Source organism: Bacillus sp. FJAT-25509, from assembly GCF_001420605.1.
GTDB lineage: Bacteria > Bacillota > Bacilli > Bacillales > Bacillaceae_G > Gottfriedia.
Genome location: NZ_LJIZ01000021.1, coordinates 312,730 through 325,792 on the forward strand (window position 1 = coordinate 312,730; position 13,063 = coordinate 325,792).

Here is a 13,063-nt window from a genome sequence, read left to right on the forward strand (position 1 = left end):
TCCTTATTTTTTCATTCTTGGATCAAGAGCATCTCTTAGTCCATCTCCGAAAATATTAAATCCTAATACAAGTGTTGAAATCGCAATACCCGGAAATAAGGCAATGTGGGGTGCCGTAAATAAGTAATCACGTCCACTACTTAACATCGCTCCCCATTCTGGTGATGGAGGCTGAGCACCTAATCCTAGATATGATAAGCCTGCTGCTGAAAGAATAGCTGTAGCAAGTTTTAACGTAGCTTGGACAATTATTGGTGAAAGAATATTCGGGAAAATATGTTTGAAAATAATAGTTGAATCAGTTGCACCTAATGCACGAATTGCGTCTATATACTCAAGCTTTCTGACGGATAACGTAGATCCTCTAACGATTCGTGCAAACGTTGGGATTGAAAAGATACCGACAGCAACCATTACATTAATTAGACTAGGACCTAGTGCACTAATGATCGCAAGTGCTAGTAGAATACCTGGGAATGCTAGTAAAACATCAACAACCCTCATAATAATCGTATCAACCCATTTTCCGTAATAACCTGCAATCAACCCAAGAGTGATACCGAAAATTGCTCCAAATAGGACAGATACGAAACCAACAGAAATTGAAAGACGACTTCCATAAATGATTCTACTTAAAATATCTCTTCCTTTATCATCTGTTCCCATCCAATGTTCCAGCGATGGAGGTTGCAGTTTGTGCATTAAATCAATCGCAAAAGGATCCTTCGGTGAAATGAGTGGTGCCAAAAAAGCTACTAAAATATAAAAAAGTACGATATATCCACCAACTAGTGCCAATTTATTTTTTTTAAACTTCTTATAAAATACTTTCCATCTTTTTAGTTTTTGAGATTCTTTTTTTTCTAATTTGATTTCATTGTTATTCAATACAATCTCTGTTTTCATTCTTTTTCCCCCTTTTCTTTGTTTAAATTTATTCAAAATTGGAATTGAAGTAAATATAATGCGGAAAAGCAGTAAAGATAATTAAAAAACGAGTAAAGATTCTGAAAATATAAAATTTTATTTTTTTTTATAATTTGAATAAGCCTACGTACTCAGGAAAAATGGTGAACAAGAGAATCATGGGGGCAAGTATAAGAGGAGGAAGAAAAAAATGAAGAAAAAGACAGCTGGAGTATTATTTGCATCATTATTAACAGTTTCTACTGCGCTTGCAGGTTGTACATCAGACCAAACAAGCAGTAGTGCAACAGGAACAAAGGCAAAAGCAGGGGGAACATTGGTTGTAGCTAGACTATCTGATGCGACTACATTAGATCCACATTTTATTACTGATATACCATCAGCAAACGTTGTTTATGAAAAGGTATATGAAACATTAGTTGAACCAGATAAAAATATGGAGCCAAAACCTCTTTTAGCAACAGAATGGAAGCAAATTGATAACGTGACTTGGGAGTTCAAATTACGCAAAGGCGTTAAGTTTCAGGATGGATCACCATTTAATGCAGATGCAGTTAAAACAAATTTTGATCGAGTACTTGACCCAAAAACTGCATCACCACAAGCTGGTAAATTTGAAATGATAAAAGAAGTTAAAGTGGTAGATGATTCAACTGTTCAATTTATTTTGAAATACCCATATGCTCCACTTTTATCAATTTTAATGAGTAATGAAGGAGATATTATTAGTCCAAAATCGATTAAAGAAAACAGTGATAAAATTGGACGAAATCCAGTTGGAACTGGTCCTTATGTATTTAAATCTTGGAAATCAGGGGAAGAAATTAAAATTGAAAAAAATAAAGATTACTGGGGTAATAAGCCTAAAATTGATGGTGTAGTCTTTAAAGTAGTTCCTGAAGATGCTACAAGATTAGCAATGATCGAAACTGGTGAAGCACATGTAACTGATCAAGTGCCTGTAACAGAAATCGATCGAATTGAAGCTTCTGACACAATGGATTTATACCGTACAGATGGACTAGCTGTAGAATATTTAAGCTTCAATACAAAGAAAAAACCATTTAATGATGTTCGTGTCCGTCAAGCGATTGCACATGCAATTGAAGTAGATTCAATTATTAAAGGTGTATATAACGATGTTGGAACAAAAGCAAATTCAACAATGAGTCCAAAAGTATTTGGATATGATCCGAATATTAAAGGCTATAATTACGATATTAATGAATCTAAAAAACTATTAAAAGAAGCAGGAATTAAAGACGGCCTATCATTTACACTTACAACTAGTGACCGTAAAGAAAGAATAAATATGGCTGAAGTTATTCAATCTCAATTAAAAGGGATTGGTATTAATGTGAAAATTCAAGTACTTGAATACGGAGCTTATATTGATGCAATTGCAAAAGGTCAACATCAAGTTTCAATTGGTGGATGGGGAAATGCTACTGGTGATGGCGACTATAACCAATTTAACTTATTTGATAGTAAATCCCAAGGTGCAGCAGGAAATAGTTCATTCTATAGTAACCCAGAAGTTGATAAATTAATTGAATCAGCTCGTCAAGAATCGGATAGCGAAAAACGTAAAGAACTTTATGCTCAAGCACAGGAAATTGAAAACAAAGATGTACCATATGTACCTATTCGTAACTATGAGCATTTAGCAGTTACTGCCTCATCAGTTAAAGGACTTTGGTTAAACCCAGCAAGTTATTTAATGCTTGATGATGTAACAGTGAAATGAAATTTTAGAACTTTGTCTACAAACTGACAGCATAATCGTATTATGCTGTTTTTTTGAGAATATCACAAATTGATGAAGATCAGCCTACAGAATAGGAGGAGAAAAAATGATTGATTTGCTATTAGTTAATGGAACTGTTATCACAATGGATGCACAAAGAAGAATTATCCAAAATGGTGCAGTTGCAATTCATAATGGGAGAATTGTAGACGTTGATTTAACTGAAAACTTGAATACTAAGTATGAGGCTAAGAAAGTAATTGATTGTAGTCATCAATGTATTTTACCAGGATTAATAGATGTTCATGGCCATGGTGGTCATTCGATGTTTAAAACAATTGCGATGGAAAATATCGATTTTTGGATGCCGATTATGACGAATACATACAAGCATTATGTGACTGATGATTTTTGGTATTACGAAGGAAAGTTATCAGCACTTGAACGTTTAAAAGCAGGCATAACAACGGGAGTTAGCGTTTTAGGCTCAGAACCGAGATCGGATGATCCAATCTTTGCAATAAACCATGCAAAAGCATACAACGAAGTAGGTGTGCGTGAAGTAGTTTGTACTGGTCCGTGTAACCCACCTTGGCCACATTCATTTAGTAGATGGGTTGATGGGAAAAGAATTGAGAAAGAAGTTACTTATGAAGAAGTACTAAAAGGAGCAGAAGCTGTTATTGAAGCGTTAAATCATGCAAATGATGATCGAACAAGAGCTTTTATTACACCATTTGTTATTGTAACGTCTGTTGATCCTTCATACCCGACTTCTCCAGATCGACTTTACGGGTTAACAAAACATGATCTTTATCAAGCTAAAAAAATAAGAGAGATTGCTAGGAAATATAATACAAGAATTCACTCAGATGCATTTGGTGGAATGATTCATTTAGCAATTCAAGATAAAGAAAATGCGTTATTAGGTCCTGATGTTCATCTTCAGCATTGTCGAGGAATTTCATTCGATGAAGCCAAAATATTAGCTGAAACTGGTACAAATATTAGTGCTTCTCCAGGCTTTGGACAAATTAATGCACGTACACCAATTACAGAATTAATTGAAATGGGAGCAACTGTTGCGATTTCTACAGATGGTACCTCACCATCTACGAGCTTTGATTTATTCCAAGCAATGAGGAAAACACAGTTTGTACATCAAGCAGCGCTTAGAGACTATTATTATTTACCACCTGGCAAGCTTTTAGAAATGATCACGATTGATGCAGCAAAATGTATTGGCTGGGATGATGAAATTGGTTCACTTGAAATTGGGAAAAAAGCAGATGTCATCACAGTTAATCTTCATCAACCACATTTGACGCCAGAGTATATGCATGTTCATCGCTTAGTATTTCAAGCAGTAGCAAATGATGTACACCACGTAATTGTAGATGGAAAACATATTATGGAAGGTAGAAATGTACATACCGTTCATGAAAGCACTGTTTTAAATGAAGCAAATGAAGAAGCTTTTGCAACGATTAAACGCGCTGGATTAGAAAAATATATGCAACCTACAAAGTATTTCTGGGGTCATGCCCGTGCCTATGTTGACGAGATGAGGTATGTTGAAAAATAAAATAAAATTTTCAAATTCGAAGGGAGAAAAAATGAAAACGAAGCTAAAGGGAAGATATGTAATTGGATTTGACGGAAGAGAACATGTCATATTGGAAAATGCAGAAATCGTATATGAAAAAGATACAATTTTGTTTGTTGGAAAAAACTATACAGAAGAAGTAGATCAAGTAATTGACGTTGGAAACGCGATCCTTAGTCCTGGTTTTATTGATTTAAATGCTCTAGGTGATATTGATCATGATATTTTGCATTTAGAAGCGAAACCAAATAGACAAAAAAATCTTCTTTGGTCTGAGGAGTTTGTAAAGAATGGGCATCATGAGCTAATGAGTGAGGAGGATGAAGCATTTAAATCTTTATATGCATATTCTCAGCTTATTTTAAATGGAATTACTACTGCTATGCCGATTACATCCGTTTTTTATAAAAATTGGGCTGAAACATTTGAAGAGTTAGTAGCTGCAGCAAATCATGCGGGAAAACTAGGATTGAGAATTTATCTTGGACCAAGCTATCAAGCGGGAATTAGAGTAGTCGAACCTGATGGGAATATTAAAATTCATTGGGATGAAAAAGCGGGTGAGGATGGGTTAGAAAGAGCAGTAAAGTTTGTTGAAACTTTCGATGGTGCATTTGATGGATTGGTCAGAGGGATGTTAGCTCCAGAAAGAATAGAATCACAGACTGAAGAAATTTTAGTAAAAACAAAATATTACAGTGAAAAATTAAACGTTCCAATCAAGCTCCATGCAGCGCAAGGAAGTTTTGAATTTAATACAATTTTAAAAGAGCACGGAGTTACACCAATTAAATATTTATATAATCTTGGATTCTTAGGTCCAAATACAGGAATACCACACGCTCATTTTGTATCGGGCTATAGTGGAGCGAATTACAATATTGATAATGACATTTCACTTCTAAAAGAAACAAATACGACTGTTATCCATTGTCCACTTATTATAGGAAGACATGGAGAAGGGCTTGAATCATATGCAAAATATAGAAAAGAAGGAATCAATATTGCATTAGGTACTGATACTTTCCCTCCAGATATTTTTCAAAATGTACGTACTGGTAGTATGCTTTCAAGACTTGTAGAAAAAGAAGTTGAAGGATCTACATACGCTGATTTCTTCAATTCTATCACTCTAGGTGCAGCGGCATTTCTAAATCGTGAAGATTTAGGTCGCATTGCCGTCGGAGCAAAGGCGGATATCATTGCGATTGATTTAAATGGATTCCATATGGGCGTTATTGATGATCCAATTCGTACTATGTTTGTAAGTGGTTCAGGTAGAGATGTAAAACTATCAATTATAAATGGAAGAATTGTGATGCAAGATCAAGTAATTCCTAATCTTGATATGGAGGTATTAAAAGAAAAAGGTCAAGTGTATTTTAATAAGATGAGAAGAGGATATATGGAAAGAGATTACGAACAACTTCCTGAAAATGAGCTATTCTCAACATCTTTTAAAAGGCTTGAATCAATTAAAGAACTAGAAACAAAGTAAAATGATTGAAAAAGAAGTAAAGAAACTGAAAAAACAGGTAAAGATATTCAAAAATAATTATCAGAATATTTTATATAATTAGATAAATATTTGTAAGACAAACTTTAAACAGGGAGGCAGTGCCATTGAAACTAAAATCAGGAATAGGTAAATGTTTTCTAGTATTATTTTCTGCTATCACAATTACAGGATGTTCATCTAATCAAGACGTAGGTACGAAAGCAAATGGACAAGCAAATGATTCCAAAGGAGGAAGCACGCTAGTAATCGCTCGGTTATCAGATGCCGAAAATTTAGATCAGCAATTTATGTCTACAATAAATGCTGCGAGTGTTACCCATCATAAAATTTATGAAGGTCTAGTCCAACGAGATGAAAATAATGAAATTCAACCGATGCTAGCAGAGTCATGGAATCAAATCAATGATAAAACTTGGGAATTTAAACTACGACATGATGTGAAGTTTCACGATGGTACACCATTTAATGCAGAGGCTGTAAAGAAAACATTTGATCGTTTATTAGATCCTAAAGTTGCTTCACCAAGAGCTGTAGTCTTCAAAATGGTAAAAGAAGTTAAAGTAGTCGATGAATATACTGTTCAATTTATTTTAAGCGAGCCATTCTCACCACTTCTATCAATTTTAGCAAATCATGAAGGTGGAATTATAAGTCCTAAAACAATTGATAAATATGGTAAGAACATTATTCAAGAACCAAACGGAACAGGTCCATTTAAATTTAAATCATGGTCTCCAGGTCAGGATATTATACTAGTTAAAAATGAAGATTACTGGGGGAAAAAACCAAAGATTGACAAGGTTGACTTCAAGGTTGTTCCAGAAGACTCAACAAGAATTTCAATGATAGAAACAGGAGAAGCTCAAATCGCAGAACCACTCCCAATAGCAGTTATGAAACAAGTTGAATCATCCTCGGCTATGGAAGTGTACCGAAGTGAAGGATACGGAACAGAGTATATCGGATTCAATGTAACGAAAAAACCGTTTAATGACGTACGTGTACGTAAAGCAATCGCTCATGCAGTTGAAATGGATTCGATAATTAAAGGTGTATTTAACAATGTCGGTAAAAAAGCAAATTCAGCAATGGGCTCAAAAGTATTTGGATACGATGAACAATTAAAAGCATACAATTACAATTTAAAAGAAGCGAAGAAACTATTAACAGAAGCTGGTTATCCTGATGGATTTGATGCAACGATCCTAACGATGGATAGTAAAGAAAGAGTAAATTTAGCAGAAGTTCTTCAATCACAATTAAAAGGAATTGGCATTAATTTAAAAGTACAAGTGATGGAATACGGTTCGTTCGTTGAAAAAGTTAATAAAGGTCAATCAGAAATGTTTATTATTAGCTGGAGAAACGCAACAGGAGATGCTGATTACAACCAGTACAATCTATTCCACTCAGACTCACGCGGCGCTGCCGGAAACACATTCTTCTATAGCAATCCAAAAGTAGATGACTTAATTAATGCTGGAAGAAAAGAAAAAGACGAAGCAAAACGTAAAGAAATTTACGCTCAAGCACAAGAAATTGAAATGGAAGATTCACCTTATATTCCTGTAAGAGTAATTGAAAATGTCGCAGCCATCTCGAAAAATGTAAAAGGCTTCTCAATCAGCCCTTCAGGCTATTTAGAGATTAATGACGTAACAATTAAATAATCTGATTTTTCTGCAAGTGAAGGTTCATCCTGATTTAGGGGTGAACTTTCTTGCGTGTAGAAGTAAAACTATAACTTACTCAGACAGGTATTTGAGTAACGGGTTCATGAGGAAGTAAAACAGCAAAAAGAAGAAAATAACTTCCTCATAGAGGTTTCATGGGGAAGTAAAACAGAGCCTTAAAGATAAACTTTTACGTGATGAATAAGTTGATTGGAACGAATTTTGCTCGACTCTTATGGGAGATGCGGGAAGCCAAAGACCCCACAGGTGCGCCGAGGAGTGTCAGGTCTCACCCCATGGAAAGCGAGCATCCTGTAGTGGAAATCAACCAACGAACAATTAATTAACAACAAAACTAATGATGAAATAGCAATTAGTAAAAATAACTTAAAAATATGTAAATATACTAAAATCAAAATATTTCAAACAGACTTATAATTAAAATAGAATCAAAATTTAATGTGGGATGGAAGGGTGAGTATATTGTCAAAATCGTATTGGTTAACAAATGTAAGTCTGGAAAATGGTTTTACTTATAATGACAATGAAGTAATCAACGGAACTGCAACTGGAAAGTACAACGTTAAAATTGAAAATGGAAAAATTGCTTCTATTCAATTAGTTAGTGATTTAATTGCTGATCAATTGCCACAATATGATGTGCAAGGCCTTCTAATGGTTCCTTCATTTAAAGAAATGCATATTCATATTGATAAAACTTATTATGGTGGACCATGGAAAGCGTGTATGCCAGCAACAAATGGTGTGAAAACACGTATTGAAGAAGAGCAAATTTTATTACCAAAATTATTACCAACTGCTAAAGAAAGAGCAGAAAAAATGCTAGATCTATTATTAAGTTACGGTACGACTCACATTCGTACACACTGTAATATTGATCCAGTTATCGGATTAAAAAACTTAGAAGCAACACTGCAAGCTTTAGAAGGATATAAAGATAAATTAACACATGAAATTGTTGCATTTCCACAACACGGACTTTTAAGAAGTCACTCTGTCGAACTAGTAAGAGAAGCGATGAAATATGGAGCAAATCTAGTAGGTGGAGTTGACCCAGCTTCAATCGATGAAAACATCGAACGTTCTCTTGAGACGATTATGGAGATAGCAGTTGAATCAAATTCTGATATCGATGTTCATTTACATGACCCAGATCATCTTGGTTTATTTACAATGCAAAGATTAGCAGCATTAACTGAAAAAGCTGGATGGCAAGGAAGAGTTACAGTAAGTCATGCAAGTGGTTTAGCTGATCTTTCTGTTCCAGATGCTACTGCGATTGCTGAGAGATTTGCTGATTTAGGAATTTCGATTACTTCTACAGTTCCAATTTTTAGAACAATTCCAATTCCTTTACTAAGTGAAAAAGGCGTAAAAGTCGAATTAGGGAATGACAGCATTACGGATCATTGGACTCCATTTGGAATTGGAGATAATCTTGAAAAAGTTGGACGACTTGCTGAAAGATTTAGATATATTGAAGAAAAATCACTTGCTAATAGTCTTGGATTTATTACAGGCGGAGTAACTCCTTTAAATAATGAAGGTGAAAGAGCATGGCCAAATGTAGGAGATGAAGCAAACATCGTACTTGTAGAAGCTACTTGCTCAGCTGAAGCTGTTGCGAGACGAGCAAAACGAGCTGCAGTTATTTTTAAAGGTAATGTTGTAAGTGGTTCAATTTCAAATCTTGAATCAACAACAGTTTAAGTTTTATTAAAGAGAGTGATGAGATGAATCAATCATATTGGCTTAAGAATGTAAAACTTGATAGCAGATTTGTATTTGAAAATGGAAAAATTGATCGTACTGAGACTACTCTATACAATTTACTAATTAATGATGGGAAAATTGAACAATTACAATTGGCTAATTTACCATTACAAACAGATCTACCAGTCCAAGACGCAAAAAATTTACTAGCTTTACCTGCTTTTAAAGAAATGCATAATCATTTAGATAAGACTTATCTTGGACTTCCATGGAAGGCTTGTATTCCTGCAGCAAATTTAGTAGAGAGATTAAATTTGGAAGCAGCCGAACTTGTTGAACTAGCTGAAACAGGTCAACATCGTGCTGAACAAATGCTTCATCTATTATTAAAAGGTGGCGCGACCCATGTTCGAACACATGTTAATATTGATCCGTTTATTGGCTTGAAAAATTTAGAAGAAATTCAAAAAGCACTTTATACGTATAAAGATAAGATGACTCACGAAATTGTTGCCTTTCCTCAGCACGGATTACTTCGTACAAATAGTAAATCTTTCATGAAAACTGCGATGAGAGAGGGAGCAACGATTGTCGGAGGATTAGATCCTGGTGGTATTGATCAAAATATAGAACTTTCATTATTTGAAATGGTTGATCTAGCAGTACAGTTTGATGCTGATATAGATATTCATATTCATGACCCAGGCCATCTTGGTTTTTATACAATACAAAAACTAGTTTCATTTATAGAACAAGCTGGTTGGTATAATCGCGTAGCAGTAAGTCATGCATTTGCGCTAGGTGACGTATCGAAAAATGAATCAGTTGAAATGGCTAGCAAACTAGCAAACTTAGGCGTATCGATTATGTCGACTGTTCCAATCAACAGAATAATGCCTCCTGTTGATTTACTACATTCAAAAGGTGTACAAGTTGCTTTAGGTTGTGATGGTTTCTATGATTCTTGGTCTCCACATGGAACTGGAGACATGTTAGAAAAAGCTGGAAGATTAGCTGAGAGATACAATTGGAATAATGAATACGGGCTATCTCAAACATTACAATTTATTACTGGTGGTATAAGGACTCTTGATGAAAAGGGTACCCAGTTATGGCCAAAGGTTGGAGATGAAGCAAGTATGGTTTTAGTAGATGCATCATGTTCTGCAGAGGCCGTTGCAAGACGCACAAAACGTGCTGCTGTTATGGCTAAAGGAAATATTGTTTATGGTGGACTGAATTACGAAGCAGCTTTGAAGTAAAGGAACAATTGATTACAAGAAGGGGTGAAATTCATGAAATCTAGCTATTGGTTAAAAAATGCTCGATTAGAAATTGGTTTTGAAAAAGAAGACGGAAAAGTGATTGGTACTGCAACTGAATTATTCCATCTATTTATAGAAAATGGAAAAATCACGCGAATAACAAAAGATGAAACGGCTATTACAAGTGAATTTACAGTTCAAGATGCAGAAGGATTACTAGTTTTACCTTCTTTTATTGAAAAACATGTACATCTAGATAAAACGTTAATGGGAGATGTATGGAGAGCTTGCACTCCAACTTCAAGTGTTATAGAACGTTTTGAATATGAAAAAATGGTTTTACCAACAATTGCTTCAAGTACGAAGGAGCGTGCAGAAGCTTTACTTGAAAACCTTTTAGCTTCAGGCTCTACACATGTGAGAACGCATGTTGATATTTACCCAGAGGTTGGAATAAGAAATTTAGAGCAAGTCGAACAAGCATTAGCTAATTATTCGAACCGACTTAGCTCCGAGGTTGTAGCATTTGCTCAACATGGATTATTAAGATCAAATGCTTTCAATTATGTCAGAGAAGCCTTAAGAAATGGAGCAGGAATTGTTGGCTCAGTTGATCCTGCTATTGTAGACCAAAATATTGAGGAGTCGTTATACCAACTTTATAATTTAGCAGTTGAAGCTGATGCAGATATTGATATACATTTACACGATCCAGGTCATCTAGGCTCATTTACGATGAAGCGTATAGTAGAATTTACTAAACAAGCAGGCTGGGAAGGAAGAGTAGCCATCAGTCATGCATTTGGAATCGGTGATATCCCAAGGGAAGAAGCGTACGAACTGGCAAATAGTTTTAGAGACGCTGGAATTTCGATCGTTACAAGTGTTCCAATTAATAGACAAATGCCTCCAGTGGATTTACTAAATGAGCGAGGTGTCGAAGTAGCAGTAGGTAATGACAATATTTTTGATGTTTGGTCTCCACTAGGAAATGGCGATATTCTTGAAAGAGCGGGAAGACTAGCTGAACGCTTTAGATGGATTGATGAAGTATCTTTAGCACAAACATTAAAATATATTACAGGTGGAAAAACTCCACTAGATATTGATGGAAACCAAGTGTGGCCAAAAATAGGAGATTCAGCAAATCTAGTATTAGTTGATGCAAGCTGTTCAGCAGAGGCTGTTGCAAGACGCGCAAATCGTAAAGCAGTTATATATAATGGGAAAATCGTTAGTGGTTCATTATGTGAAGAAAAATTGATTCGTAAATAAATAGAACAATTAGAAGTATAGGATAGGGAAAAGCTAAGTGGGCTTTTTGCTAATCTCATTTAGCTAATGTTAAAAAAGGATGCCAAAAAGCCTCCCCAAGGAAAATAAACATCCAAACAATAGACTATAAACTACTTAACCTGTCCGAAAAAATAGTAACAAAGCTTAGAAAAAAGCCTAAATATTAGAAGAAAAAGGATCTCTAGAATTTTCTAGATTTCCTTTTTCATTTTTTCACATTAAGAAATGATAAATCGGGAACTAGGAAGATTATTCGACGTCGTAGTCAATTTTAGGAATTAAGTATAAGTGCAACTACGCCTCTGTCTTCTCCTGAAGGCTCGTCAATCGACGGGTTTACTTTAAAATAATTCGAGAAAGCAGGCTGTAAAATGGTTCGTTCTTACCTATTATTACTTTTTTGTGTAATCTGTTGGGGAAGTAATTTTGTTTTTGGTTCAATATTAGTAAAAGAATTTCCACCAATATTATTGTCAGCGTTAAGATTGTGCTTTATATTACTATTTATGGCTTTCTATGCGTTAATGAAGAAAAAGTGGAAAAAGATTAAGACAAAAGATTGGTTTATGATTGTTTTACTAGGGTTAATTGGTACTTGTATTAATCAATGGTCATTTTATTCCGCTTTAGAAACAACCCATCCTACAACTTCTGCATTAATACTTGCGCTTGCTCCTCTTACTACATCTTTTTTAGCTTCAATATTTTTAAAGGAAAGACTAACAAAAGGTTTTGTATTAGGTTCAATTATAGCTTTTATAGGTGTTTTTTTTGTGATTACAAACGGACAAAAGCTTCAAATTACAATTGGCTTGATTTGGATTTTTCTAACTATGCTCACTTTTTCAATCTCAATTATTATGATAAAAAAGCTAACAGCTAACTATGAATCCGCCACAATCACACTTTACTCCAATTTTATTGGTTTTGGAGGTTTACTACCGATTGCACTTTTATCAGATACTTCAGGGGCTTTGAGTAGGGAAGCGATGCCTTGGATCCTATTAATTGTAACAGCTATTGTTATGCATGGAATTTGTACTTTAATTTGGAATCATCAAATTCAAATAGTCGGAGCATCAAAAGCGGCTATGTTTCTAAACTTAGAACCTTTTGTGGCAATGCTAGTTGGATTGATTGTCTTAAAAAATCATATTACTGTATCACAACTTTTAGGTGGAGCACTCATTATTATTGGTGTTTTTCTTTCAACTTCATTAAAATGGAGAAAGGTGATTAAAGACCCAGTCTATATAAAAGACACAAAGAATTTTTAAGCAAGAGGAGGAGGAAACT

The 13,063-nt window shown here is 34.8% G+C and carries 9 protein-coding genes; 8 read left to right on the plus strand and 1 reads right to left on the minus strand.

Going from position 1 to position 13,063, the window contains the following annotated elements; all coding sequences use genetic code 11:
- Window positions 1–3: 3 nt before the first annotated feature.
- Window positions 4–906: a nickel transporter permease gene (gene nikC / locus AN960_RS14585; protein ID WP_056472879.1), complete on the minus strand. Its 903-nt coding sequence runs from the start codon at window positions 904–906 to the stop codon at window positions 4–6.
- Window positions 907–1,117: 211 nt separating this feature from the next.
- On the opposite strand from nikC, the gene AN960_RS14590 reads away from it, so the two are divergent.
- The 8 genes from AN960_RS14590 (at window position 1,118) to AN960_RS14625 (ending at window position 13,044) form a co-directional block, all read left to right on the plus strand.
- On the plus strand, window positions 1,118–2,674 hold the full coding sequence (locus tag AN960_RS14590; protein ID WP_056472881.1) for a glutathione ABC transporter substrate-binding protein: 1,557 nt from the start codon (window positions 1,118–1,120) through the stop codon (window positions 2,672–2,674).
- A 106-nt stretch (window positions 2,675–2,780) separates the two neighbouring features.
- A complete protein-coding gene (locus AN960_RS14595) occupies window positions 2,781–4,259 on the plus strand; it encodes an amidohydrolase family protein (RefSeq protein ID WP_056472883.1) in 1,479 nt (492 codons plus the stop codon).
- A gap of 31 nt (window positions 4,260–4,290) precedes the next feature.
- Window positions 4,291–5,778, plus strand: coding sequence for an amidohydrolase family protein (locus tag AN960_RS14600; protein WP_056473121.1), 1,488 nt, complete (start codon window positions 4,291–4,293; stop codon window positions 5,776–5,778).
- 125 nt (window positions 5,779–5,903) lie between these two features.
- Window positions 5,904–7,469: a glutathione ABC transporter substrate-binding protein gene (locus tag AN960_RS14605; RefSeq protein ID WP_056472886.1), complete on the plus strand. Its 1,566-nt coding sequence runs from the start codon at window positions 5,904–5,906 to the stop codon at window positions 7,467–7,469.
- 462 nt (window positions 7,470–7,931) lie between these two features.
- A complete protein-coding gene (locus AN960_RS14610; RefSeq protein WP_502692552.1) occupies window positions 7,932–9,203 on the plus strand; it encodes an amidohydrolase family protein in 1,272 nt (423 codons plus the stop codon).
- A 23-nt stretch (window positions 9,204–9,226) separates the two neighbouring features.
- On the plus strand, window positions 9,227–10,468 hold the full coding sequence (locus AN960_RS14615; RefSeq protein WP_056472891.1) for an amidohydrolase family protein: 1,242 nt from the start codon (window positions 9,227–9,229) through the stop codon (window positions 10,466–10,468).
- A 33-nt stretch (window positions 10,469–10,501) separates the two neighbouring features.
- Window positions 10,502–11,746 carry an amidohydrolase gene (locus tag AN960_RS14620; protein WP_056472895.1) on the plus strand — a complete coding sequence of 415 codons (1,245 nt, stop codon included), beginning with the start codon at window positions 10,502–10,504 and terminating at the stop codon, window positions 11,744–11,746.
- Between the two features lie 392 nt (window positions 11,747–12,138).
- Window positions 12,139–13,044, plus strand: coding sequence for a DMT family transporter (locus tag AN960_RS14625; protein WP_056472899.1), 906 nt, complete (start codon window positions 12,139–12,141; stop codon window positions 13,042–13,044).
- Window positions 13,045–13,063: the final 19 nt, after the last annotated feature.